This is a genomic window from Taklimakanibacter deserti, from assembly GCA_003574785.1.
Genome location: QORU01000004.1, coordinates 351,929 through 376,072, shown reverse-complemented (window position 1 = coordinate 376,072; position 24,144 = coordinate 351,929). Strand labels below are relative to the sequence as shown.

Here is a 24,144-nt window from a genome sequence, read left to right as displayed (position 1 = left end):
CCTTCGGGTTGCCCTCCCTCGGCGACCCGAAGGCCCGCCCATCAATGGGGTCGCAATATCCATTGTCCAAGGAGTGACATGTCATGGCCGAGCAGCACCCGAAGAATGGCGACCACGCGGGGAGATCAGGCGGATCGAAACGGACGCAAGCCGCGGCCCAGACGTCGGCAGGTCCCAGCGAGACATCGAGCGTCAACAAGACATGGAGCGAAGCGTCCGAAGCCAACCGTGGCACGGCAGGCGTGCTCGCGCGCCGCAAGCGGCAATATCTGGTCGCCCCCCGAATGCTTGCAGACCTTGCCGCATCGCCCAGCAATGCGATCCATGAAAGCCTGAAGCGGATGGAGGATGTTGAAGTCCTTCGCCGGTTGCGTCCGAAGGGTTCAAAGGGACCGGGCGCGACCGCCCAGCCTGGCGCTCAGGAAATCATCGTCGCGCGGATGGATGATCAGCGCGCCGAAGCCATGCGGCAGAGCGCTCCGCCGCATGTCGTGATTGAAGAGGATGCGCGCATTGAAACCGGGCTGTCGAAGTTCCCGGCATCTCTTGCTGCGCCGCGGTCGAGCCGGATGGCTCCCACACCGCGGCAGCGCCGAGAGGTCCAATTCCAGGTTCTTGGCGAGCGCGATCAGCCGCTCGCCGGCGCAAGCGTCACCGTTCTTGGCCGCAATTTTGGCGCCCTCGCCATCACCGATCAGGCGGGAGCGGCCAGCGTCACGATCCTCGATGCCGAGGCCGACCTCGATGACGTCGGTGCCGTCTATGTGCAGCCGGCAGCCGATCATTGGGAATGCTTCATGCAGCGTCCAGTCCTCGATCCGGCCGGGCCAAATGTCGTCCGCCTCCGTCCGCTGTCCCCTGCCGACACCGCCAAACCGGCGGGCGAAAAGGGGCCCGCCTGGGGACGGGAATCAATGGGCCTCGACCAACTCGCCGCCGGGCTGACAGGCACCGGCGTGAGGATTGGCCTGATCGATTCGGGCTGCGACAACAGCCACCCCTTGCTTCGCCATGTGGCGAAGGGCGTGGACCTGACCGGTGGCAGCGGCGCCAAGGACTGGACCCGGGACGAGATCGGCCAAGGCACGCATTGCGCAGGCGTCATCGCCGGCACCGGCGATGCGGCAATAGGCGTGTTGGGCATTGCGCCCGGCGCCGAGATCCATGTGTTCAAACTATCTCCGGGCGGCCGTTTCAGCGATCTGATCGAGGCCTTGGATCAATGTATCGAGAGCGAGATCGATATCGTCCATATCGGTGTCAGCGCCAATCAGGTCTCGGAGCTTGTCGCCCGCAAGATCGTCGAAGCCCGGCTCAGGGGCGTCGCCTGCATTGCGACATCGGGGGATGAAGGCGGTCCAGTACGATTTCCCGGCACGGTCCCGGGCGTACTTTGCGTCTCGGCAGTCGGCAGGGTTGGAGCATTTCCGGCCGACACGCGTCATGCGTTGACAGCGGTTCCCGAATTGATCGGTCCCTCCGGCATATTCGCGACGAATTTCAGCGGCGCCGGCCCCCAACTCGGGGTCTGCGCGCCGGGCGTCGCCGTCATTTCGAGCGTTCCGGGCGGTGGACTGGCGGCCCGCGACGGCGCCGCAATTGCGTCCGCCCATGTCGTCGGCTTTGCGGCTTTGATCCTGGGGCATCACCCGCTGTTCAAAGGCGTCCATGCTAGTCGGGGCGAACAGAGGGTCAATGCGCTGTTCGAGCTCGTCCTCGGTTCAGCGGTACGTCCTGTCCTCGATCTCTCTCGCGTCGGCGCCGGACTGCCGGATTTTCGGAAAGTGGCGATGCTGGGCGCGTCGGACGTCGATGCGTGGATCAAGACAATGCAGGATCTCGGCGTCCTTGCGGGCGCGAAGCAAGGCGTCGGCGAAGGTTTCGCATTGGCCGGCATCCCGCCGGCGCATCCCGTCAGCGCCATGGCGTTGATGCGGCTGCACGCCGCCGGACTGGTCTAGACCAAACAAAAAAACAGTGGACGGACAAAAAACCAGCGGGTGTGTGCCAAAGGTCAGCCGAAACGCTGCCGGCTGATCGAACTTCTGACCTTTGCCGCCGCTTGGCTCCGACGGTGGACGCCGAGCTTCTGCAATATGTTCTGGACGTGATTCTTGGCGGTACAGGTCTCGATGTGGAGATTTTGGGAGATCTCCTTGTTGGATAGGCCGCGACCCATCAACTCGACGACCTGAAGCTCGCGAACCGTCAGTGCAGCGCCGCCATTGGCGCCCTGCGCAGCAACCGAATGATACAGCGACGCGGCGACCTTGGGCGAGCAAATCAGTTCGTTGTGCATGACGCTTTCAACAACGGTGACGACTTCGTCGGCCGCGGCATCCCTCCGCACGTAGCCGTCAACGCCGGCGGCCGCGCAGGCAAGCACCTCGCTTTCGACCTCGCGCACGCCGATCGCGACAATCCGGAGCTGCCGGAGCGATTGCCGCAAGGCATCAACCACCGCGGTGATTTCAAGCTGGACCGTATCGAGCAATGCAACATCAGCAGGAACCGATCGAAGCGACCGTATCGCGTCGTCCAACATGCCTGTGCCGATGACCTGCACATTCGAACAGCGTTCAAGTTGAAGGGCTAATCCGTCGCGATGCAAGCGCACGGCGCCCAATATAAAGAGCTTAATCGGCACGTGTGACCTCCGGACCGATTCCCAACGCTGAGCCGTTTCGACAAGAAGGCTGTCGGGCAGGAGCGACACATATATCCCGCACCTTTGACATTTATGTGGCGGCGCGCCGGACATCGGCGCCTCTCACTTATGGCGTATAGCAGGACCTGGTCGGCGGGTTCGTCGTGCAATCGAGCGAGCAGCTCTGGTCGGCGGGGCATGTCCAGCTTCCGACGGGCTGGCCACCGCATGAGCCGCTGCAGGTGATCACCTTTGCCTCGAGCGGCGTGAAGATCGCGATCGCGCCATCGCCTTTCTGCGCTTTCTCCAGGCCCAGAGTGCCGATTCTCTCGATCTTGACCGTGGATGAGTCCGATTTGCTCAAGGGCTCTGCGCCATGAGCGGCCATCGGAGCCGCGCCCAAAAACAGCAGGATCGAGATTTGACGGGTCAACAATCTCATCAAAATGCTCCTTGAATGGTTCAGTGGCACTTTGTGTATTGACGCAACGTCATCTAAATCCAGAACGCCAGGAAATGCCAGCGAAAATCGCAAGGCTTCAGAAATATATCGCGCTTCCGCCACGGCCGGTGGAGAATAGGGCTGGACGGCACTATAGATTGATCCAAGGGGAAGCGATCATGCCCATGATGCGCCTGAGAACCGTCGTCATCAGCTTCGGTTTCATTTTGTCCATTGCCGCCGAGAGCTTCGCCGCCTCACCGGCGCCGGTGAAGGGCGAGCATGGCATGGTGGTGACGGCGCAGCGTCTCGCCTCCGAGATCGGCGTCGAGGTGCTGAAGAAAGGCGGCAATTCGATCGATGCCGCGGTCGCCGTCGGCTATGCGCTGGCGGTCGTCTATCCCTCGGCCGGCAATATCGGGGGCGGCGGCTTCATGACCATCCGCTTCAAGGACGGCAAGTCGACCTTCCTCGATTTCCGCGAAAGGGCGCCCTTGGCCGCGACCAAGGACATGTATCTCGACAAGGACGGCAATCCGATCAAGGGGGCGAGCCTCGATGGCTATCTCGCGGTCGGCGTGCCGGGATCGGTGGCGGGCTTCGAAATGGCGCGCGAGAAATATGGCACGCTCACCCGCCAGCAAGTGCTCGAGCCCGCCATCCGCCTGGCCAAGGACGGCTTCGTGCTGGGGCAGGGCGACGCCACGATCCTCGCGGGCGGCGCCAAGCGGCTCGCAGCGGACAAGGCGGCGGCGGCGATCTTCATCAAGGCGGACGGCAAGCCCTATGGCGCGGGCGACCGGCTGGTCCAGGCCGATCTCGCCGCGTCGCTTGCGCGAATCTCGGAGAAGGGGCCTGATGCTTTCTACAAGGGCGCCATCGCCGATCAGATCGTCAAAGCGAGCGCGGCCAAAGGCGGCATCCTGGCGAAGCCCGATTTCGAGCAATATAAAGTGCGCGAGCTGGCACCCGTTACGTGCAACTACCGGGGCTTCGACATCGTCTCCTCGCCGCCGCCGAGCTCGGGCGGCCTCATCATCTGCGAGATCCTGAATGTGCTCGAGGGCTATCCGATCTCCCATCTGGGCTTCGGCTCGGCCGACACCGTCCATCTGATGGTCGAGGCAATGCGCTTCGCCTATGTCGACCGCAATTCGGCGCTGGGCGATCCGGCCTTCGTCGAGAACCCGGTCGGGAAGATCACCGACAAGACCTATGCAGCCGAGATCCGCGACAAGATCGACCGATACCGGGCCGGCGTCTCCAAGGATCTGAAACCCAAGGATTTCGGCGAGAGCAAGGAGACCACGCATTATTCGATCATCGACGATGCCGGCAATGCGGTCGCCGTCACTTATACGCTGAACGGCTCCTTCGGCGCCGGCGTCGTCGCCGACGGCACCGGCATATTGCTCAACAACGAGATGGACGACTTCACCCAGAAGCCCGGCGTTCCCAATCTCTATGGCCTGGTGCAGGGCGAGGCGAATGCCATCGCACCTTTGAAGACGCCGCTCTCCTCGATGAGCCCGACCATCGTCTCCAAGGACGGCAAGCCGTTCATGGTCATCGGCAGCCCGGGCGGCTCGCGCATCATCACCATCACGCTCGAGGCCATCATCAATGTCATCGACCATGGCATGGACATAAGGGAGGCGATCGATGCGCCGCGCATCCATCACCAATGGCTGCCCGACACGGTCTATGTCGAGAACCATGGGCTCTCGCCCGACACGCTGAAGATGCTGAGCCAGATGGGCTACAAGCTCGACATCGCCGCGGAAGGCAAGGTCTGGGGCCAAGCCGCCGGCATATTGGTCGGCGGCGAAAGCCTGGGCGAGATCGGGAAGGGGGGCGGTGCGCGCTATAATGGCGCGATCGACAGCCGCGCTCTGGCCGGAGAAGCCATCGGCTATTGATTGGGCCGTGCCAAGACGGCGATATGGCCGGTGATGACAAGCGGCAGTCCGACGATTCGGTATGATGTGGCGATCGTCGGCGGCGGCTCCGCCGGCGCTTTGCTTGCCGCCCGCCTCAGCGAGGACCCGGCGCGCCAGGTGGCGCTGATCGAAGCCGGCGGCGAGCCCACCGATCCCGACATCTGGAAGCCTGCGGCATGGCCGTTGTTGCAGGGGCGCGACTACGACTGGAGTTATCGCACCGAGCCGCAAGCCGGCACGGCCGGGCGCAGCCATGCCTGGCCCCGCGGGCGCGTGCTGGGCGGGTCGAGCTGCCTTCATGCCATGGGCCATATGCGCGGCCATCCGGCGGACTTCGCCGCTTGGGTCGAGGCGACCGGCGATGCGCGCTGGAGCTGGGAAGGGCTTCTGCCGGTCTTCATGGCGATCGAGGACCACAGTCTCGGCGGCGACGGCGTGCATGGCAAAGGCGGGCCGCTGCCGGTGCTTCTGCCGGATGAAGAAGTAAGTCCCGTCGCACGCGCCTTCATCGCGGCGGGGGCGGCACTTGGCCTGCCGCGGATCTCCGGTCACAACACCGGTGAAATGGTCGGCGTGACGCCGAACGCGCTCACCATCCGCGACGGCCGGCGCGTGACCGTGGCGGATGCCTGGCTGACGCCTGCGGTGCGCCAGCGGAAAAATTTGTCGATCCTCCAAGGCGTTCTCGTCCGGCGCCTGAAGCTTGCGGGAAGCCGCGTCGCGGCGCTGGAAGCGACTGGCCCGGACGGGCCCGCCGAGATCGCGGCGGACCTGGTCATCCTCAGTGCCGGGGCGATCGAAAGCCCGGCGCTGCTCATGCGCTCAGGGATAGGGCCGGCCGATGTCCTTACCGAAGCCGGCATCGCCTGCCGGATCGCCGCGCCGGATCTCGGCCGCAATCTGCAGGATCACTTGCTGGGGGCGGGCAATCTCTATGCCGCGCGGCGCGCAGTGCCGGCGTCGAGGCTGCAGCATTCCGAGTCCATGGCCTATATGCATGAAGGCGATTTCTCAGGCGGCGGGCGTCCGGAGATCGTCGTCGGCTGTGGCATCGCGCCGATCGTATCGGAGCGCTTCACGCCGATGGCTGCCGGAACGGCCTATTCGCTTCTCTTCGGCGTGACCAATCCCACGAGCCGCGGCAGCCTCAGCGTAACGGGGCCGGAGCCTAGCGACCGGCTGCGCATCGATCCGGCCTATCTGCAGACCGAGCACGACCGCGGCCTGTTCCGCAAGGCGCTTGCCGCCGCGCGCGAGATCGGTCACCGGCCCGAACTCGATGATTGGCGCGAGCGCGAAGTGCTGCCTGGTCCGCTCGCGACACAGGCGGACATCGATCGCTTCATCGCCGAGGCCGCCATCACCCATCATCATCCCTGCGGCACGTGCCGCATGGGGCGCGACCAGCGCTCGGTGGTCGATGCCGATCTGAAGCTCAGGGGATTGGACAATCTCCATATCGTCGACGGGTCGGTCATCCCGAGCCTGACGGCGGGCCCGATCCACGCCGCTATCCTCGCCATTGCCGAGACCTTCGCGCGCCAGGCGATGGCGGCGGGCGCAAAGTAGCCGCAGTAAACCGGTTCCTATTGCACCATCTAGTTACTTACACTAGCGTGGAGAGAGGGAAGCAGGAGGACCGGCAAAGATGGCCATCAAGCAGCGCAAATTCGGGCGCGCCGATCTCACCGTCACCGACATGGGGTTCGGTGCGGCACCGATCGGCAATTTCCTGAAACCGATCAGCGAGGAGACGGCGGCCGCCATGATCGAACGGGCCTGGGCCGCGGGCATCCGCTATTTCGACACGGCGCCGCTCTACGGCCACGGGCTTTCGGAATTGCGCCTGGGCCAGGCGCTGCGCTGGAAGAACCGCAAGGATTATGTCGTCTCCTCCAAGGTCGGACGGCTGCTGCAGCCTGCGCCCCGCGAAAGCATCGATTTTGCGCCCTGGGTCGATGCGGCCCCCTTCGCGATCGAATTCGACTATTCCTATGACGGCGCCATGCGCTCGCTCGAAAACACGCTGCAGCGCATGGCGATCGAGCGGATCGACATCGCCTTCATCCATGATTGTGACGTGTTCACGCACGGCGCCAAGCAGCAGGCCATCTATTTCAAGGAGGCCATGAAAGGCTGCTATCGGGCACTGCTCAAGCTGCGCGAGGAGGGCGTCGTCAAGGCGATCGGGGTCGGCGTCAATGAATGGCAGGTCTGCCACGAGGCGCTGAAGCAGGGCGACTTCGACTGCTTCCTCCTCGCCGGGCGCTACACGCTGCTCGAGCAGGAATCGCTCGACGCGTTCCTGCCGCTTTGCGAGAAGCGCAATGCGGCGGTCGTCATCGGCGGCGGGCTCAATAGCGGCATCCTCGCGACTGGCGCCGTCCCCGGCGCCAAATATAATTATGCGCCGGCACCGCAGCCGATCATGGAGAAGGTCGCGCAGATCGAAGTGGTCTGCGCCCGCCACAAGGTGCCGCTGCCGGCGGCGGCCTTGCAGTTCCTGCTTGCCCATCCGGCCATCGCCGTACATGTGCCGGGAACGCGCACCGTCGCGCAAATGGAGCAGAATATCGCCTGGATCGGCCATCCGGTCCCAAGCGAGTTCTGGCAGGAGCTGAAGCAAGCGCGGCTTCTGCGTGAGGACGCGCCGACGCCCTGATCACCGGCCTGAATAGGATTGAACCACGGCGAACACCCCTTGCACCACTTGCGCCATCCGACGGTAGTCGAGCTTGTCATAGGTATCACCGGCCCCGTGATAATGCGGGTTGCGGTAGAAGGCCGTGTCGGTGATCATGAGCGCAGGATAGCCCTCGTTCCAGTAGCTGCGATGGTCTGAGAGGTCGACGCCCGGAATCAAGACCGAGGTGTTCATCGAGAATGCCGGCAGGTCGCTTGCGCCCAGCATCGCCGCTTTCGCCTTGCGGGCCTGCGCCCAATCGCCGAAGCGGCCGATGATGGCGATGAAATCGCCCCGGTCGGAATAGAGGAGGCTCATGCCGGGAAGGGGATAGGCCTGGCTGTCCGGCGTGTCATCGAACCAGCCGATCATCTCAAGCGAGAGCATGAGCGAGACCTCGCGGCCGACGGCCCTGAGCGATCGCGCATGCTGGGCGCTTCCCATCGACTCATTGCGGAAATGCGGTGGCTCCTCCGTCGTATAGGCGACGAGCTCGACCGGCCGGAGCGGAGGGTGGCGGCCGAGCAGATGGGCCAGCTCGATCAGGCCGGCGACTCCGCTGGCATTGTCATCGGCGCCGGGCGTCGCCTCGAATGAATCGTAATGGGCGCCGATGACCAAGAGCGGTCCCTCGTCGGGACCGAAGCGGGCGATCACATTGCGAAACTTTTCGCTTTGGTCTTCGAACCATTGGTCGCCGACACTGCCGCCGGAAGCGGTGAACTCCTTGCTTATATAGTCGGCCGCGGCTTCCAGATTCGCCAGGTTCTCGATGCTGCGCGGATGCAAGGTCTGGCTCAGCATCCGTACATGAGCTTGCAGACGCTCAACCGACACCGAAGGTGCGGTCAGCGCTATCGGCCGCACCAGCGGCTGAGTCGTAATCCAGTAGAGCGCAAGCAATGCCAATGCGATGACCAGCATTGCCGCGAAGAAAGCCGTCTTCATCCGAGTCATCCTATTTGATGACGAGGACCTTAGCACGGTCCATGGTGATGGCGACCGCGGCCACCAGGATGAAGCCGAAGACGATCTGCTGGGCGAAGACCGAGACGCCCATGAAGGTCATGCCGATGCGCACCACCTGGACGATGAGTGCGCCTACGAAGGTGCGCCAGATCGAGCCGACGCCGCCGGTGATGGCGGTGCCGCCGACGACGATCGAGGCGATGGCCGGCAGCAGGAATTCGCTGGCCAAGGTCGGCGAGCCCGAGCCCAATCGGGCCGCCATGACGATGCCGGCAATGCCGGCCATGGTGCCGGAGAGCGTGTAGCCCAGGATCTTGGTGCGCTCGACATTGATGCCGGAGGCGATGACCGCGCGCTCCTGGGCGCCGATGCCGCGCACCAGCCGGCCGAAAGGCGTCAATTGCAGGATGGCGCTGAGCAGGATGAGAAAGAAGGCGCCGACCCAGATCTCATGCGGCACGCCCAGCGTGTCGCCGACCGCCCAGCCGAGATAGCTGTCGCGCAATTCGGCCGGGATGTTGATGGAGCGCGTGCCCGAGAACCAATAGCCGGCGCTGGTCACGACACCGCTCACCGCGAGCGTCGCGATGAAGGACGGGATGCGCAGCCTGGTCGATACGATGCCGCCGGCAAAGCCGGCGATCATGCCGCCCAGCACGGCCAAGGGAATGGCGAGGACGCCGTAATGCTGCAAGTAGGCGGCAAGGATGCAGCTCGTCATCGAAGCCACCGCCTGCACCGAGAGGTCGATGCCGCCCATCATGATGACGATGGTGACGCCCGACGCCATGAGGAACAGCGTCATGGTATCGGCGGTCACCGTCATCAGATTGCCGATGGAGAAAAAGGTCGGATCATAGGCGCCGACCGCGAGCACGAGGCCCGCCAGCACGATGAGCGGCAGGAAGGTCTGGAGCGCGGCCTGGTGCTTCTCCGTCATGTCACACCATGTGCCGGATGAGATCGACCTGCGCCGGCTTGTTGCCGGGCGGGGCCTCGAAAGTGGCGGTCACCTCGCCGTCGCGCATCACCAGGATGCGGTTGGAGAGGCCGATCACCTCCTCGAGCGTGTCGCCGAGCAGGATGACGGCAAGGCCCTCAGCCGTCATGTCGCGGATGAGCTCATAGACGTCCTCCTTGGCGCCGACATCGATGCCGCGCGTCGGATGGTCGAGGATCAGCACCCTCACCCCCGCGATGCGCCACTTGGCGAGGACCACCTTCTGCTGGTTGCCGCCGGACAGGCTGCCCACCATCGTGGCGGTGGACGGCGTCTTGATCTTGAGCCGGCCGATCCAGTCCCGGGCGACGGCGCGCTCGGCATCGAAACGAATGATGCCGCCTGAAACGAATTTGGGCAGTGCGGCGAGCGTCATGTTCTCGGCGACGCTGAAGACCGCGACCTGGCCTTCGATCTTGCGCTCACTCGGCAAAAGCCCGATGCCCTTGGCGGTCGCGTCATGAGCGGCGCTGAACCGGACGGCCCCGCCATTCACGGCAAGCGTTCCCTCATCGGCGGGCACGTGGCCCGCGAGACAGCGGGCGAGGTCCTCGCGGCCCGAGCCGATCACCCCGGCAATGCCGATGATCTCGCCTTCATGCAGCGCAAAGCTGATATTCCGGAAGGCGCCGTCCTTGCCGAGATCGCGGCATTCGAGGACGGCCTTGGCGGAGGCTCGAGCCTGGCGCGCCTCGCGGTAATATTCATGATGCAGCTGGCGGCCGACCATATGCTGATGCAGGTCCTTGACCGTCGCCTCCCCGGCAGCGAGCTCCTTCACCACCTTGCCGTCGCGCATGACATGGACGCGGTCGGAGATCTCGAGCACCTCTTCGAGGCGATGCGAGATGAAGACGATGGAGGCGCGCTGCTTCAGGTCCTTCACGATCTCGAACAGGAGGTCGACCTCCTTCTTCTCGAGCACCGAGGTCGGCTCGTCGAGCAGGATGGTGATGTCGCCCTTGATGCGGCTGTCGAGGGAGAGCGCCTTGGCGATCTCGACCATCTGGCGGTCGGCGAAGGAGAGATCGGCCGAGCGCGTCGCCGGATGGCAGTCGAGCCGGACCTTCGCCAATTCGACGGCCGCCGCCTCGTTCATGCGCGCCTTGGAGATGAGCCCATAGCGGATGAATTCCTCTTCGCGGCCCAGGAAGATGTTCTCGGCGACCGTGAGCGTCGGCAGGATGGATTGCTCCTGGAACACCATGGCGATACCCGAATCGAAGGCGCGCCGCGGCGAGGTAATTTTCACCGGCAGTCCATTGACGCGCAGCTCGCCTTCATCGGGTTGGTAGATGCCGTTCAGCACCTTGAGCAAAGACGACTTGCCGGCGCCGTTCTCACCGATCAGCCCCAAGACCTCGCCCTTGCCGATGGCCATGGACACATTGTCGAGAGCCTTCACCCCCGGAAAGGATTTCGAGACTTGGCGCAGTTCGAGGACAGGCTGCATCACTTCACCACATCGAGACGCGAGCGGTCGAGGGCGAGCGCCACGGCGGCGATGATGAGAAGGCCCTGCACGCCCTGCTGCACATACGGCTCGACGCCCATGAGCACCAGGCCGTTGGAGAGCACGACGACGATCAGCACCCCGATGACGGAATTGAGCACCGAGCCGACGCCGCCCGAAAGCGCGGTGCCGCCGACGACCACGGCGGTGATGGTGGTGAAGAGGCGGCCCTGGCTGATGAGCGCGTGGCCCTGGCCGAATTGCGCCGCCGACAGCACGCCGCCCAAGCCATAGAACAAGCCGGCGACGGTGAAGATGACGATGCGGGTGCGCTCGATCGGGATGCCGGCATGGCGGGCCGTCACCTCGTCGGTGCCAATGGCATAGAGCCAACGGCCGAGTCGTGTGCGCTCCTGGATGACAAAGGCGCAGGCTACGGCCAAGAGCGCGATCCATACCGCCATCGGCACGCCGAAGAAGCGGCCGAGCGAGAGAAAGCGGAAGGTCTGGTCGGATATGCGCACCGTGTCGCCGGCAAGCACGGCCATGGCGATGCCGACCCCGGCGAAGCCCACGCCCAAGGTCGTCATGAAGGAGGGCGTCTTGAGCTTCACATGCAAGAGGCCATTGAGGAAGCCCATGGCGCCGCCCGCCGCGACGGCGATCGGAACGGCGAAGAGGCCGATGGCGTAAGGGCTGATATCATTGGCGACGAGAAGGCTCGCCATCACCGCCGTCAAGGCGACGATGCCTTCGACGGAGAGATCGATGCTCCCCATCAGGATGATGAAGGTAGCGCCCATGCACAGCACGAGCGGGATGGCGGCGGAATTGAGCAGGCGGATGAAATTTCCGAGGGTGAGGAAATTGCCGTTGAACAGGCTGATGAGGATGCACAGCGCCAGGAGCACCGCGAGCGGTGCCCATTTGCGCCATTGCGCGAAAAGGCCGCCATTCAACGAAGCAGCAGTCCTCAAACGCTTTCCCTCTCCCACAAGGTTTCCCCCTTCTCCCGCGCATCAGCGTGGGAGAAGGTGCCCGAAGGGCGGATGAGGGCTCTTTCGTGCAATTGCACTCTGACCTCAACGAGTATTCCCTGCTGAGGCAAAGAGCCCTCACCCGGCCTCTCGCCTTCGCGAAGCTCAAGCTTCGTTTCGGCGGAGCATAGTTTCCTCGCTTCGGCGGAGCAAGGTCGGCCACCCTCTCCCATTGCTTCGCAACGGGAGAGGGGGAACTGGTTAGATGTTTGCTACGTGTAACACGTTCAGCTGCGATACTGGATCTGGCCAGTCGATTTGCCCCACAGGTCGTTGAAATCGACCTTGGGCGGATTGGCCTTGTAATCGGCGACCGTCGCCTTGGTGACGATGATGCCGGTGCCGTAGAACTCGCGATGTTCCTTGGGCTCCTTGGTGATGTCGATCTTGCCGGTGACGTGGGCGTAGGGGATGGCTAGCCCCATGCCGCCCGTCCACAAGGGATCCCAGGCGACCGTGCCGGCGAACTCGCCTGCCTCGATCGCCTTGACCGCGGCATCGATGCCGTCGATGCCGACGACCGGCACCTTCCCGGCGAGGCTGTTCTGGCGCAAAGCCTCGAGCGCACCCATGCCCATGCCGTCATTGGCGGCGAAGATGCCCTTGATCTCATCGCCGAAGCGCGTGATCCAGGCCTGGGTGATGTCGAAAGCCTTCTGCTCGTTCCAGTCGGCCGGCTGGAAGTCGAGCAGCTTCACCTTGCCGTTGGTCTTGGCGATGGCGTTGTCGAGGCCGAGCTTGCGCTCGATGGCGGGCACGTTGGAGAGGATGCCGCCCAAGGCCACGATGCCGCCTTCGCCGCCGAAAGCGTTGAACAGCTCGGTGGCGATCGCTTCCGCCGTCGGCACGCCGTCAAAGGACATATGCGCCACGTAGTTCGGGTCGAAGTCCCAGGGGTGGAGATCGTCCGGCTTGTTCCATTGCGTGACGACGAAGCCGCCCGCCTTCTTCACTTCCTCGACGATGACGCGGGCATCGGGCGAGTCGTTGGGATCGACATTGAGGATGAGCTTGCCGCCGGTGCGCTGGAGCAGGGCCTTGATGTCGGAAATGCCCTTCTCGGAATTGCCCTCGGTGACCAGCGTCTCATATTTGGCGCCGATCGTCTTGGCGAACTCCTCGCCGCCCTTGGCGAAGGTCGCATGATAGGGATTGGCGACCGAGCGCATGGAGTTGGCGAGAGTCCAGGTCGTCTCCTGGGCGATGGCCGGCATCGGGAAGGCGCTTCCCAGGCTGCCCACAGCGGCGGCACCCAGGGCTCCCTTCAACACAGAACGGCGATCGAGACGCGGCTTCAATAAAGACGAATACGGTTTCCCGGCAGTCATTCCAATCCTCCCATTTCTTGCTTTACTGCACTAAATAGTTACTGCATTCTACGATGGAGTCAAGGCGCTGCTGAAGACCAGCGCCCAGGACGGCGATGCTTGAAATAAGTGTTTTGTTACAGGATGTTATCGATGATTACGCCAACCGCTGAGGCCGCCGCGGCGAGCCGGCCGGCGCCTCGGCCGCGCGATGCGGATCTGACGCGTAAGCGGATCCTCGCCGCCGCCACCGCCGAGTTCGGCCGCAAAGGCCTGGGCGGCGCCAGGGTGGATGAGATCGCCAGGCGCTCCAAATCCAACCAGCGCATGATCTATCATTATTTCGGCAGCAAGGAATTGCTGTTCACCGCGGTGCTCGAAGCGGCCTATGCCGATATCCGCGCCGCCGAGCAGAGGCTCAATCTCGACGCGCTTAAGCCGACCGAGGCGCTCACAACCCTGGTGCGCTTCACCTGGAGCTATTATCTCGAACATCCCGAATTCCTGTCGCTCGTCAACAGCGCCAACCTGCATCGTGCCCGGCATCTCAAGACGTCGGAGGCCTTGCGCAAGGTGAGCGGGAAATTCGTGCCGATGGTGAAATCGATCCTCGATCGCGGCGTGGCCGCCGGCGAGTTCCGCGAAAACATCGATCCGGTGCAGCTCAACATCACCATCGCGGCCATCGGCTATTATTATCTCACCAACCGCTTCACCGGCTCGATCCTGTTCGACCGCGATTTCATGGCGCCCGAGAATCTCGAAGCCCGCCTTGCCTTCAATCTCGAGACGATCCTGAGGCTGGTGCGGAGGATGCCATGATCCTGACCCCCCGGCTCGAGGCCGATGTCTATGCGCAGATCGGCGAAACGGCGCGGCGCTTCGCCGATGACCGCATACGCCCGCGCGCGGCCGACCTCGATGAGAGCGAAGCCTTCCCCGCCGATCTCTATGAGGAGATGGCAAGCCTCGGCCTGTTCGGCATCACGGTCCCGGCCGATTATGGCGGCGCCGGGCTCGATACGCTTTCCTATGCGCTGGTGATGGAAGAACTGTCGCGCGGCTATGCCTCGATCGCCGATCAATGCGGCCTGGTCGAGCTCATCGGCACGCTGCTTTCCGCTCATGGCAGCGCAGCGCAGCGCGCGAAGTATCTGGGCGACGTGCTCGCCGCGCGCAAGCGCGTCGCCTATTGCATCACCGAAGCCGAGGCCGGCACCGATGTGTCGGGTATCAAGACGACAGCCCGGCGCGACGGTGCGGGCTTCCGGCTCTCCGGCACCAAGATGTGGATCCACAATGCGCCTGTCGCCGATTTCGCCTATGTGCTGGCGCGCACCGATCCACAAGCCGGCAATCGCGGCATGTCGATCTTCATCGTCGATCTCGGCGCCAAAGGCGTCTCGCGCGGCAAGAAGGAAAAGAAGATGGGCCAGCGCGCCTCGCCGGTCGGGGCGCTTCATTTCGACGAGGTGGCGTTGGCCGAGGATGCGCTTCTGGGCCAGCTCAACCGCGGCTTCCACATCATGATGAGCGTGCTCGACAAGGGGCGCATCGGCATCGCAGCGCTCGCCATCGGCATCGCGCAAGCGGGGCTCGAGGCCGCGGTCGACTATGCGCGGACGCGCAAGCAGTTCGGCAAGGCGATCGTCGAGAACCAGGGGCTGCAATGGCTGCTCGCCGACATGAAGAAGGACATCACCGCGGCGCGCGCTTTGGTGCAGCGCGCCGCCATGACGATGGATGCGGGTCTTCCCGCCACGATGGACTGCGCCATCGCCAAATGCTTCGCCGGCGATATCGCCGTCCAGCACGCCGCCAATGCGGTGCAGGTTTTCGGCGGCTCGGGCTATATCCGCGGCTTCGAAGTGGAGCGGCTCTATCGCGATGCCAAGATCACCCAGATCTATGAAGGCACCAACCAGATCCAGCGCACGATCATCGCGCGCGAGTTGCTGAAGGCCTGACGATGGAAAAGGAGCTCGAGGCCGCGGTCGGGCAGCGCGTCTCCTTCCGCAAGACGGTGTCGGAAAGCGATGTCTATCTCTTTGCCGGCATTACCGGCGACTTCGCGCCGAACCATGTCGATGAGCAGTTCATGCGCCAAACACAGTATGGGAGGCGCATCGCGCATGGCGCCTTGCTGGTCGGCTATATGTCGCGCGCCTCGACCATGATCGCCGAAAAAATTACGGGCGATGATGCGGGCTTCTATCCCGTCTCGCTCGGCTATGACCGGGTCAGGTTCCTGAAGCCGGTGTTCATCGGCGATACGATCACGGTGACCTATGCCGTCACGGGCTGTGAAATCGAGAAAAGCCGGACCACGGCCACGGTCGAGGTGCTGAACGAGCAAGGGGAAGTGGTTGCCGCTGCCATCCACATCATGAAGTGGCTGGTACGCCGGGAATGACATGCGACAGCACCGGCGCGCAGCTTTCGCCGACGACGAGAGTGGGCTGGAACACGACATTGCGCGGTGCGGGCGGCATGCCGTTGGTGATCCGGTCGAGAAGGAGCCGGAAGGCCTCGTTGACCATGTCGCCCAGCGGATGCTCGGTGCGGGTGAGGCGCGGGCGCAAGCCGCCGATGCCGGGAATGGTGTCGGTGGAGGCGATCGAAATATCCTCCGGGCATCGGAGGCCCAGATCGGACAAAGCGCGCATCAGTCCCAAGGCCATCACGCCATTGGCGACATAGAGAGCGGTCGGACGGTCCTTGCCCTCCAATATCTCGCGCGCCACGGAATAGGCCGTGCCTTCGCGGAATTCGCCGGAGCGGATGTGATGGGGAAGCGGTGTCACATTCCGCGCGTGCAAGGCCTGCATCATCCCGTCATGGCGTCCGCGCCCGGTCGTGAGCTGCAAGGGGCCGGTGATCGAGCCGATCCGGCGGTGGCCGAGATCGAGCAGATAATTCGTGGCCTGGCGCCCGGCCGAGACATTGTCGATCGTCACTGTGTCGGAGCGGCGGTCGTCGACGGTGCGGCCGAACATCACGGTGGGTATGGCCTTGCCGCCTTGATCGCGCATGGGCGGCGCCGTCTCGCCGACCGGCACCAGCACGATGCCGTCGCAGGACAGCATGCGGATGCGCGACAGGATACCTTTCTCGGCTTCCGGCTTCTCGTCGCTGTTGAAGACGACAAGCGAGTAGCCCCAGGCCGCGGCGGCGGCCTCGGCAAGGCAAACCATGCGGCTGAAGAACGGGTTGGCCAGATCCGCGACGACAATGGCGATGAGCTGGCTTCTGCCGCGCTTCAGGTTTCGCGCCACCATGGAGGGCGCATAGTTGAGCTCGCGCACGGCGGCCTCGACGCGGGCCCTGAGCTCGGGGCTCACATAGGCTGAGTCATTCACAACGGCCGAGACGGTCGCTGTGGATACTCCGGCAGCCTTCGCGACATCCCTGATCGTTGCCATCATCCACTCAACTAATCGTTTAGCTGCATTGTGCCGATTAAAAATGGCTTGTCTAGGCAAAATATTGCTTGATCGCCGTCGATGGATCGGGAATTCTATCGAAACGGTTAGGTAACGTTTGCTGACTCAATAACGATAGCCGTATGGGAGGATAAAATGAGACAGACGATTGCTCTGTGCGCCTTTGCCTTGGGCCTGGGATGGGGAACGGCTCATCTGGCGGCGGCCGACAAGCCGCTGATCGGCATCGTGTCGATCGCGGCGACCGAAGCGAACAATGTGCGCTACATCAAAGGTGCCGAGAAAGCCGCAGGCGAGCTCGGCTGGGAAGTGTCGGTCATCGACGCCGCCGGCAGTGCCGACCAGGCCAACGCCGGTATCCAGAATTTTGCCCAGCGCGGCGCCCACGCGATCATCGACATGGTGTTTCCAGTGTCCTCGATCGGCGCCGGGCTCGATGCGGCGAAGAGTGCCGGCATTCCCGTCGTCACCTGGGGTGGGGGCCTCGGCGGTACGGTTGCCGCCACCAATGGCTCGGGCGGACCGATGGCGACGCCGATCGTCGAGATGATGGTCGAAGAGATGAAGGGCAAGGGCGGCCTCTTGGCACTCACCTATCGCACCGGCGAAGTCTGCCGGAACCGCGAAGTAGTGATGGACGAGATTCTCAAGAAGCATCCCGACATCACCGTCACCAAGAACGAAGTGCGCATACCTGGCTATTTCGAGGACGGGGCGCAATATGCCAATGCCTGGCTCACCTCGCATCCGCAAGGCGATGAGGCGCTTGCCATCTGGGGCTGCTGGGACGATCCTGCCATCGGCGCCATCGGATCGCTGCGCGCCCAGGGACGCGACGATGTGAAGGTCTATGGCATCAACGGCAATGCCCAGGCGCTCGAGAACATCAAGAACGGCCATATGACGGCGACCGCCTGGCAGGACAGCTTTTCCGAAGGCTACAACATGGTGAAGATGCTGGACGAGATCAAAAAGGCCGGTGACGGCTGGCAGCCCAAGGCCGCCGAGGTCCCCGCCGTCGTCGTCACCAAGGACACCGTCGAGCAGTTCCTCAAGGATCATCCGGACGCCATCAAGTAGAGATCGAGGGAGAGTGCCTGCCGCGATGTTTGATAGTTCTCATGCGGGAGCATCGGCGGCACGGCCGTTCCTGTCGGCTGCAAGCATCAGCAAGGCGTTTGGCGGCGCCCAGGCGCTGAAAGGCGTCTCGATCGAGGTCAGAAACGGGGAAGTGCATGGTCTTGTCGGCGCCAATGGCGCCGGCAAGTCGACGCTGATCCGTGTCCTCGCCGGCCTCGTCCAGCCGGATGGCGGCGAGATACGCATCGACGGCACTCGGGTCTCGATCGAGACCCCACATCGCGCGAGCCAGCTCGGCATGAGCTTCATCCATCAGGACCTGGCGCTGGTACCGACGATGACGGTCATCGAGAACATCATGCTGGGCTTGCCCAAGAAGACGCGTTTCGGGCTGGTCGACTGGCCGGCGATCGCCGGTGATGTGAAGCCGATCGCGGAGAGGGTCGGCCTCAGAGTGCCTCTCGATGTGAAAGTGCGCCACCTGTCGACGGCGGAAAGCTGGCTGGTCAGCATCTGCCGCGCTTTGGTCCACAAAGCGCGCCTCATCGTCATGGACGAGCCGACGGCCTCGCTCTCGGCCAGCGAATGCGAGCGGCTGTTCGCCATCATCAGGGATCTTGCCGCGTCGGGCGTCGCCGTCCTTTATGTGTCGCACCGCTTGAGCGAGATACTCAGCCTCTGCCAGCGCGTCAGCGTCTTCCGCGATGGCGCCTCGGTCGCCTGCCATGAGCGGGCCAAGCTCAGCCGCGAGATGCTGGTCGAGGCCATCGTCGGCCATAGCGAGGCTTCGGCCCCGTCGATCGAGCGTAAGAGCGCCAAAGGTGCGCCGGTCCTGTCGGTGTCGGGCCTCACGCGCCAGCCGAAGGTCAATGGCGTATCCTTCACGCTGCATCAGGGCGAAGTGCTGGGCATTGGCGGCCTCGTTGGTTCCGGGCGCAGCGAGCTGGCGCGCCTCGTCTATGGCGCCGACCGCATCGATTCCGGCGCCATGACGATGAATGGCAAGGCTTTCGCGCCGCGCCATTCGACGGATGCCTTCAGGGCCGGCATCGGGCTGGTTCCGGAGGAGCGGCGGGCCGAAGGCCTGCTTCTCACCAAGAGCGTCGCCTTCAATCTCTCGCTCGCCAATCTCGCGAGCCTGTGTTTTTCATCGGCGCTGCCGGTGATCAGCGCGAAGAAGCGCAACCAATTGGCGCAGGACACGGTGCGCGAGCTCGCCATCAAGACCGCGGGCATCAACGCGCCGGTCGGACGGCTTTCCGGCGGAAACCAGCAAAAGGTCGTCATCGGCCGCTGGCTCAGGCGCGCGCCGCAAATCCTCATTCTCGACGAGCCGACGCGCGGCGTCGACATTGGCGCCCGCGCCGAGATCCATAGGCTGATCCGCGCGCTTGCCGGCAAGGGCATGGCCGTCCTGGTGATCTCGTCCGAGTCCGACGAATTGCCCGATCTCTGCGACCGCGTCCTGGTCATGGCCGACGGCCGCATCGTCGCCGAGCTCGAAGGGCAAGGCATCTCGCGCTCATCGATCGTTGCCGCAAGCTATGCCGACAAGGCTGCGTAAGGAGAAAAGCGCATGACCGACATTGTCCTGACCAACCGCCGCATGTCGCCATCGACCAAACAGGCGCTCGGCATCTTCGCGCGTTACGCCACCATCGTCGGGCTCGTGGCGATGATCCTCGCTTTCTCGATCCTGTCGCCCAAGGCCTTCCCGACGCTCGGAAACTTCACCAATGTCATCAACCAGGCGTCGCTTGCGATGATCATCGCGGGCGGGCTCACCATGGCCGTGATCATCGGCGAGCTCGATCTGTCGATCGGATTTGCCGCGAGCCTGCATGGCATCCTCGTCACCGGGCTCATCGTCCGCAACGGCCTGCCCATTCCGGCGGCGATCGTGCTCATCCTCCTGGCCGGGGCGCTGATCGGCCTCGTCAACGGGTTGATCGTCACCAAGATCAAGGTCAATTCGGTGATCGCGACCCTTGGCGTCGGCACCATTCTTACCGGCCTCTCCTTTGCCTATTCCGGCGGAGCGCCGATCGTCGCCGGCGTGCCGGAGGCCTTTCTGCAGATCTCGCTCGGCCGATGGCTCGCCGGCATTCCCAACAACATCGTCATCATGGCGGTGGTGCTGGGCGGGCTGTGGCTTATCGTCGAAAAGAGCGCCATCGGCCAGGAGATCCAGGCCGTCGGCGGCAATGCCGCCGCGGCGCGGCTCGCCGGCGTCAATGTCGACCGCATCAAGATCCTCGGCTTCGTCGTCTCAGGGATATGCGCGGCGCTGACCGGCATTCTCCTCGCATCGCGTCTCGGCAGCGGCACGACGAGTGCGGCCGACAGCTATCTGCTGACGGCCTTCGCCGCCGTCTTCCTCGGCTCGGCGACCTTGCGCGACGGCGAATTCCATATCATCGGCACCTTCGTCGGCGCCCTCATCATCGCCTTCGGCTTCAACGGACTCAATATCTTCGGCGCGCCGACCTATTCACAATATATCTTCCAAGGTGCCATTCTCATCGTCGCGGTCGGCCTGTCGAGCCTCGGCCGCCAGATGGCCGAAAACTGAAGGAGGCTATGCATGGCGGATGCGCCGCATTGGGACGTCTATGTCATCGAGTTTGCCCGCTCCAAGGACCAGCCCGTGGATGGGCTGATCAATGGTGCCCATGACGCGGGCGTCATCGATCTTCCGTTTTCCTTCGTCATGGCGCGGCGGGGCGAGCGGATCGCGCTCATCGACACGGGCTTCATGCGCGAGGGGATCGGCGAGGAGATGAGCGTCAGATTCGGCATTCCTCATTGGATATCACCGCTCAGGATGCTGGCCGAGCTCGGCGTCGGCCCGGAGCAGGTGACCGACATCATCGTCTCGCATGCGCATTTCGACCATATGGGCTCGATCGGAAAATTCCCCAAAGCGCATATCTGGATCCAGAAGCGCGAGATCCTCTCCTGGATAGAGGCGATGGCGCTGCCGCCCAAATTCGGCTTCCTGACCGCCATCATCAACCCCGACGATCTGCGCAATGCGTTCGATGCGTCGGTCGAGCATCGCCTGACGCTGCTCGATGGCGATCGCGACGACGTCCTCCCCGGCATCCATGTGCGATTTGGCGAAGGCCATACGCTCGGCCAGCAATTCGTCATCCTGGAAACGGGGCGCGGGCGCCTGGTCGTATCGGGCGACTGTGTCTATGGAGCGCGCAACCTCACCGGCCACAAGCATGACGGTGTCTATGTGCCGCTCGCCAATGGGGTCGGGAGCATATGGGAACAGCTCAAGACGATGGACCGCATCAATAGCGAGATCGGCGGCGATCTAAAACGCCTCGTCATCCTTCATGACTCCGAGCGCTGGGCGCAATTCCCAACCTTGCGCGAGATCGAGGGCTTCCGCATCGCCAAGGCATCATGATAGCGCGAGCCTGGCCAGCTGCTGCCCGTTCGCGTCGAAGTTCGCGGGATCGAGCCATTTCTCGTAACCGGCCTTGAGTACGGGCCAATCCCGGTCGGTCATGGCGAACCACGCCGTGTCGCGGTTCTTGCCCTTGGTGACCATATGCTGGCGGAAGACGCCTTCGAAAGCGAAGCCGAAGCGCAAGGCCGCCCGCTTCGACGGCTCGTTGAGATTGTTGCATTTCCATTCGAAGCGGCGATGGCCGAGGGTGTCGAAGGCATGGCCGGCAAAGAGATAGAGCGCTTCGGTGGCCACACGGGTGCGCGCGATCTTAGGACCCCAGAGGATGTTGCCGACCTCGATCACGCCGTGGACGGGATCGATGCGCATCAGCGCCTGGCGGCCTTCCGCCCGGCCGGTGCTCTTGTCGATGACGGCATAGAACATCGGATCCGGCGAGGCCGCGATTTTTTCGAGCCAAGCCGTGAAGGCGGCCTTGTCGGTCGGCGGCTCCTCGAAAAGATAGCGAAACCGGTCTTCGGCGCCGGGCGCCCGGCCCGAGGCCAGGAGATCGGCGCCGTGCCGCACCGGGTCCAAAGGCTCGAGGCGCGCATAGCGCCCGTCCAGGACCACGCGTTCGGGACGCGACACACCTTGCCAGTTCGACAGGTCGCTCGCAGGCGCAATATCGGGCACGTCAATCTCCGCCGTGGTTCAACGGCCGTCACTGTGCCCAATGAGCCTTGCGGGAGTAAGGTCCCCTTTTGCGAAAGGCAAGCGGACCACTTTTAGCTCGCGGTTGTGGGCTTCAGCTTCGTATCGGTTTGCGGATAGCGGAATTTCGTGTCGGTGAGGCCAGCCGCATCCGAAAGCTCGGACGCCAGGAGCTGGGCTGAAAGAATGTCGATGATGCCACGGACGATGCGGTTCTCCTGAGCCGGCACTTGGATGACGGTGAGCAGGCCTTCATCCTCCACATCCGGATTCGCCGTGACGAGGAGCGCCGGACAGCCGATCTTGTTCAACTGCCGCGCCAGCTCCACCTCGCGCCCGTCGCCGAAGACGACCACGCCGGTGCGATCGTCCATCGCCTCCATCGGCCCATGCAGGTAATGGCGCGTGTCGGTGGCTGCGGCCGGGATGCGCGCCGCCTCGCGAATGAGGAGGGATGCGCCATCGGCGGTGCCGAACGACGAGCAGGCGCCGACGCAATCGATGGCGCGGCGATCCTTGAACAGCTTGCCGAGGCGCGGCATTTTTTCTTGGGCGCGGGCCAGGGTTTCAGAGACCGTCCCCGGCAGACCCTGCCAGTCCGTGGCGGTCGCGCCGCATAAACGTTCGGCGAGAACCGCCGCCGCGGCGAGCGTTCCGGTATAGCCGGTGCTCGACGGCGTCGCGTCCGATCCATTGTCGAGACGGATATGACGGTCCGCGACCTGGGCCAGAGGGCTCGCTCCGTCATTGGTGATGGCGAGCTTCGCTGCCGTGGCTTGGGCTTTGAGCGAGTCCACCGTTTCGACGCTGCGGCCACGATGCGACAGGGCGATGATGGCGTCCGCCGCATCCTTCGCATCGATCAGGTCGACGGAGCGCATGGCGACCGCGCGCCGGCCGCGGCGCATCAGTTCGCCGGCGATCACGGTCGCGGCAGCGAAGCTCGCGCCGATGCCTGTGACGGCGATCTGGCCGGAGGCCAGCCCTTCAAGATCGAGGGTTGCGACCTCGGCCTGCGCCGCCGCAAGGCAGGCGGCGATCGATTCCGGTTGGCGGGCGATGGTCGAACGATAGCTCATGATTGTCTTTCCAGTTTACTCAGGTCGGGGGAGAGGTCCTCGGCGAGGCGGCAGGCGCCCTCGACCGGCGATCGTGCGAAGATCCGCCCGGTCACCTCGCCGTTGAAACGCCGGGCGAGTTCGTCGAGGAAAGCATCGGCCAGGCGCGGCTGGCCGGCGATGACGCCGCCGCCCGCGACGACGATCGTCGCCTGAGCGCCATTGGCCTTGAGGCGCGCTACCAGATCGACGAGATGCCGGGCGCCCTCGATGATGACCTGGCGCGCCAGCAGCGAGCCCTGTTTTTCCGCCTCGAACACAGCATAAGCGTGGCGCCCGAGCTCCGCGGCACCGCCCGGCTTGACGATGGCGCGGCCGATGCGGCCGGCATTGTCGATGCCGAGCGAGGCGATGAGCGCGTTGATCAGAGGCTCGTCCTCGGCTCCGCCCTTGTCGATATGGAGGCTGATGGCGCGCGCCGCCTCGCGCACGAGGCCCGCCGAGCTTCCTTCATCGCCGATCACCCAGCCCCAGCCGCCCGCCACCAGCATGCCGGTCGCGGGCGAGCGGCAGACGGCGATCGAGCCCGTGCCCGCGACCAGGCCGATCTCGTGCTCGAGGCCGAGCGCCGCCGGCAGGAGCTCGGCATCGTTGACCACCCGGACCGGGAACGAAGCATGCTGCGCCAGCGCCCGCTCGAACGCATCACATTCGGCTTGGCTGTCGCAGCCATGCGCGCCGATCGCCAGGGCGGCGATATCGTCCTTGCCGGCGAAACGCCGGACAAACTCCAAGAGAGATATGGCATCCTTCTCCCACTCGCGCACCCGCCAGTCATTTGTCGGAAGGATGAGATCAGCGGGAGCGCCGGCGCCGGCCGCACGCATATGCGTCTTGGTGCCGCCAATATCGATCCCTACGCGCAATACAGTCACTTCACGTCTCCGGCTGCTCTTGTTGTCTGTTCC

Annotated in this window: 22 protein-coding genes; 11 read left to right on the top strand and 11 right to left on the bottom strand. The window is 64.1% G+C overall.

The features are described from left to right. Positions 1-83: 83 nt before the first annotated feature. Positions 84-1,961 (top strand): S8 family serine peptidase, encoded by a 1,878-nt coding sequence (locus DS839_RS10445; protein WP_119270244.1) that lies wholly within the window; start codon positions 84-86, stop codon positions 1,959-1,961. A 53-nt stretch (positions 1,962-2,014) separates the two neighbouring features. Here the strand turns inward: DS839_RS10445 and DS839_RS10440 are convergent, their stop codons facing one another. Both DS839_RS10440 and DS839_RS10435 read right to left on the bottom strand, forming a co-directional pair. Further along, positions 2,015-2,647 carry a response regulator transcription factor gene (locus DS839_RS10440; protein ID WP_162918429.1) on the bottom strand — a complete coding sequence of 211 codons (633 nt, stop codon included), beginning with the start codon at positions 2,645-2,647 and terminating at the stop codon, positions 2,015-2,017. Between the two features lie 127 nt (positions 2,648-2,774). Next, on the bottom strand, positions 2,775-3,089 hold the full coding sequence (locus tag DS839_RS10435) for a hypothetical protein (RefSeq protein ID WP_119270242.1): 315 nt from the start codon (positions 3,087-3,089) through the stop codon (positions 2,775-2,777). A 188-nt stretch (positions 3,090-3,277) separates the two neighbouring features. Here DS839_RS10435 and ggt point away from each other — a divergent pair, with 188 nt between their 5' ends. From ggt to DS839_RS10420, 3 genes are all read left to right on the top strand, one after another. Then, positions 3,278-5,008, top strand: coding sequence for a gamma-glutamyltransferase (gene ggt, locus DS839_RS10430; protein WP_438816511.1), 1,731 nt, complete (start codon positions 3,278-3,280; stop codon positions 5,006-5,008). A gap of 33 nt (positions 5,009-5,041) precedes the next feature. Next, positions 5,042-6,598: a GMC family oxidoreductase gene (locus tag DS839_RS10425; RefSeq protein WP_119270368.1), complete on the top strand. Its 1,557-nt coding sequence runs from the start codon at positions 5,042-5,044 to the stop codon at positions 6,596-6,598. Between the two features lie 79 nt (positions 6,599-6,677). Beyond that, a complete protein-coding gene (locus DS839_RS10420; RefSeq protein ID WP_119270241.1) occupies positions 6,678-7,691 on the top strand; it encodes an aldo/keto reductase in 1,014 nt (337 codons plus the stop codon). Here DS839_RS10420 and DS839_RS10415 read toward each other — a convergent pair whose 3' ends face one another. From DS839_RS10415 to DS839_RS10390, 5 genes are all read right to left on the bottom strand, one after another. Continuing rightward, complete coding sequence (locus tag DS839_RS10415) at positions 7,692-8,660, bottom strand: M28 family peptidase (RefSeq protein WP_119270240.1); 969 nt, start codon at positions 8,658-8,660, stop codon at positions 7,692-7,694. 10 nt (positions 8,661-8,670) lie between these two features. Continuing rightward, a complete protein-coding gene (locus tag DS839_RS10410; RefSeq protein ID WP_119270239.1) occupies positions 8,671-9,621 on the bottom strand; it encodes an ABC transporter permease in 951 nt (316 codons plus the stop codon). 1 nt (position 9,622) lies between these two features. Continuing rightward, positions 9,623-11,134, bottom strand: a complete 1,512-nt coding sequence (locus tag DS839_RS10405; protein ID WP_119270238.1) for a sugar ABC transporter ATP-binding protein — start codon at positions 11,132-11,134, stop codon at positions 9,623-9,625. Further along, a complete protein-coding gene (locus DS839_RS10400) occupies positions 11,134-12,093 on the bottom strand; it encodes an ABC transporter permease (RefSeq protein WP_368911450.1) in 960 nt (319 codons plus the stop codon). Before DS839_RS10400 ends, DS839_RS10405 begins: the two co-directional genes overlap by 1 nt. A 305-nt stretch (positions 12,094-12,398) precedes the next feature. After that, on the bottom strand, positions 12,399-13,499 hold the full coding sequence (locus DS839_RS10390) for a sugar ABC transporter substrate-binding protein (protein WP_119270236.1): 1,101 nt from the start codon (positions 13,497-13,499) through the stop codon (positions 12,399-12,401). 132 nt (positions 13,500-13,631) lie between these two features. On the opposite strand from DS839_RS10390, the gene DS839_RS10385 reads away from it, so the two are divergent. The 3 genes from DS839_RS10385 to DS839_RS10375 are packed head-to-tail and all read left to right on the top strand — an operon-like array spanning position 13,632 to position 15,891. Then, complete coding sequence (locus DS839_RS10385) at positions 13,632-14,300, top strand: TetR/AcrR family transcriptional regulator (RefSeq protein WP_119270235.1); 669 nt, start codon at positions 13,632-13,634, stop codon at positions 14,298-14,300. Continuing rightward, complete coding sequence (locus tag DS839_RS10380) at positions 14,297-15,445, top strand: acyl-CoA dehydrogenase family protein (RefSeq protein WP_119270234.1); 1,149 nt, start codon at positions 14,297-14,299, stop codon at positions 15,443-15,445. Before DS839_RS10385 ends, DS839_RS10380 begins: the two co-directional genes overlap by 4 nt. Positions 15,446-15,447: 2 nt before the next feature. Next, positions 15,448-15,891 (top strand): MaoC family dehydratase, encoded by a 444-nt coding sequence (locus tag DS839_RS10375; protein WP_119270233.1) that lies wholly within the window; start codon positions 15,448-15,450, stop codon positions 15,889-15,891. Here the strand turns inward: DS839_RS10375 and DS839_RS10370 are convergent. Next, complete coding sequence (locus tag DS839_RS10370; RefSeq protein ID WP_119270366.1) at positions 15,863-16,900, bottom strand: LacI family DNA-binding transcriptional regulator; 1,038 nt, start codon at positions 16,898-16,900, stop codon at positions 15,863-15,865. The two genes, DS839_RS10375 and DS839_RS10370, sit on opposite strands and share 29 nt — an antisense overlap. A 156-nt stretch (positions 16,901-17,056) precedes the next feature. On the opposite strand from DS839_RS10370, the gene DS839_RS10365 reads away from it, so the two are divergent. The 4 genes from DS839_RS10365 to DS839_RS10350 are packed head-to-tail and all read left to right on the top strand — an operon-like array spanning position 17,057 to position 21,422. Continuing rightward, positions 17,057-18,001, top strand: a complete 945-nt coding sequence (locus tag DS839_RS10365) for a sugar ABC transporter substrate-binding protein (protein ID WP_119270232.1) — start codon at positions 17,057-17,059, stop codon at positions 17,999-18,001. A gap of 25 nt (positions 18,002-18,026) precedes the next feature. Then, positions 18,027-19,565: a sugar ABC transporter ATP-binding protein gene (locus DS839_RS10360; protein WP_119270231.1), complete on the top strand. Its 1,539-nt coding sequence runs from the start codon at positions 18,027-18,029 to the stop codon at positions 19,563-19,565. Between the two features lie 12 nt (positions 19,566-19,577). Then, entirely contained in the window at positions 19,578-20,573 is a 996-nt protein-coding gene (locus DS839_RS10355) for an ABC transporter permease (RefSeq protein ID WP_119270230.1), read from the top strand. A gap of 12 nt (positions 20,574-20,585) precedes the next feature. Further along, complete coding sequence (locus DS839_RS10350) at positions 20,586-21,422, top strand: N-acyl homoserine lactonase family protein (RefSeq protein ID WP_119270229.1); 837 nt, start codon at positions 20,586-20,588, stop codon at positions 21,420-21,422. On the opposite strand, the gene DS839_RS10345 is transcribed toward DS839_RS10350, so the two are convergent. From DS839_RS10345 to DS839_RS10335, 3 genes are all read right to left on the bottom strand, one after another. Beyond that, positions 21,417-22,100 carry a GNAT family N-acetyltransferase gene (locus tag DS839_RS10345; RefSeq protein ID WP_438816508.1) on the bottom strand — a complete coding sequence of 228 codons (684 nt, stop codon included), beginning with the start codon at positions 22,098-22,100 and terminating at the stop codon, positions 21,417-21,419. The two genes, DS839_RS10350 and DS839_RS10345, sit on opposite strands and share 6 nt — an antisense overlap. A gap of 92 nt (positions 22,101-22,192) precedes the next feature. Beyond that, positions 22,193-23,197, bottom strand: coding sequence for an SIS domain-containing protein (locus tag DS839_RS10340; RefSeq protein ID WP_119270228.1), 1,005 nt, complete (start codon positions 23,195-23,197; stop codon positions 22,193-22,195). After that, a complete protein-coding gene (locus DS839_RS10335) occupies positions 23,194-24,111 on the bottom strand; it encodes an N-acetylglucosamine kinase (RefSeq protein ID WP_119270227.1) in 918 nt (305 codons plus the stop codon). The genes DS839_RS10340 and DS839_RS10335 overlap by 4 nt, the downstream gene beginning before the upstream one ends. Positions 24,112-24,144: the final 33 nt, after the last annotated feature.

What these genes read in the sequence shown, in the direction of transcription:
- DS839_RS10445 (WP_119270244.1), top strand. Translation starts at nt 84, where the DNA reads ATGGCCGAGCAGCACCCGAAGAATGGCGACCACGCGGGGAGATCAGGC.
- DS839_RS10435 (WP_119270242.1), bottom strand. Translation starts at nt 3,089, where the DNA reads ATGAGATTGTTGACCCGTCAAATCTCGATCCTGCTGTTTTTGGGCGCG.
- ggt (WP_438816511.1), top strand. Translation starts at nt 3,278, where the DNA reads ATGCGCCTGAGAACCGTCGTCATCAGCTTCGGTTTCATTTTGTCCATT.
- DS839_RS10425 (WP_119270368.1), top strand. Translation starts at nt 5,042, where the DNA reads ATGACAAGCGGCAGTCCGACGATTCGGTATGATGTGGCGATCGTCGGC.
- DS839_RS10420 (WP_119270241.1), top strand. Translation starts at nt 6,678, where the DNA reads ATGGCCATCAAGCAGCGCAAATTCGGGCGCGCCGATCTCACCGTCACC.
- DS839_RS10415 (WP_119270240.1), bottom strand. Translation starts at nt 8,660, where the DNA reads ATGAAGACGGCTTTCTTCGCGGCAATGCTGGTCATCGCATTGGCATTG.
- DS839_RS10410 (WP_119270239.1), bottom strand. Translation starts at nt 9,621, where the DNA reads ATGACGGAGAAGCACCAGGCCGCGCTCCAGACCTTCCTGCCGCTCATC.
- DS839_RS10405 (WP_119270238.1), bottom strand. Translation starts at nt 11,134, where the DNA reads ATGCAGCCTGTCCTCGAACTGCGCCAAGTCTCGAAATCCTTTCCGGGG.
- DS839_RS10390 (WP_119270236.1), bottom strand. Translation starts at nt 13,499, where the DNA reads ATGACTGCCGGGAAACCGTATTCGTCTTTATTGAAGCCGCGTCTCGAT.
- DS839_RS10385 (WP_119270235.1), top strand. Translation starts at nt 13,632, where the DNA reads ATGATTACGCCAACCGCTGAGGCCGCCGCGGCGAGCCGGCCGGCGCCT.
- DS839_RS10380 (WP_119270234.1), top strand. Translation starts at nt 14,297, where the DNA reads ATGATCCTGACCCCCCGGCTCGAGGCCGATGTCTATGCGCAGATCGGC.
- DS839_RS10375 (WP_119270233.1), top strand. Translation starts at nt 15,448, where the DNA reads ATGGAAAAGGAGCTCGAGGCCGCGGTCGGGCAGCGCGTCTCCTTCCGC.
- DS839_RS10370 (WP_119270366.1), bottom strand. Translation starts at nt 16,900, where the DNA reads ATGGCAACGATCAGGGATGTCGCGAAGGCTGCCGGAGTATCCACAGCG.
- DS839_RS10365 (WP_119270232.1), top strand. Translation starts at nt 17,057, where the DNA reads ATGAGACAGACGATTGCTCTGTGCGCCTTTGCCTTGGGCCTGGGATGG.
- DS839_RS10360 (WP_119270231.1), top strand. Translation starts at nt 18,027, where the DNA reads ATGTTTGATAGTTCTCATGCGGGAGCATCGGCGGCACGGCCGTTCCTG.
- DS839_RS10355 (WP_119270230.1), top strand. Translation starts at nt 19,578, where the DNA reads ATGACCGACATTGTCCTGACCAACCGCCGCATGTCGCCATCGACCAAA.
- DS839_RS10350 (WP_119270229.1), top strand. Translation starts at nt 20,586, where the DNA reads ATGGCGGATGCGCCGCATTGGGACGTCTATGTCATCGAGTTTGCCCGC.
- DS839_RS10340 (WP_119270228.1), bottom strand. Translation starts at nt 23,197, where the DNA reads ATGAGCTATCGTTCGACCATCGCCCGCCAACCGGAATCGATCGCCGCC.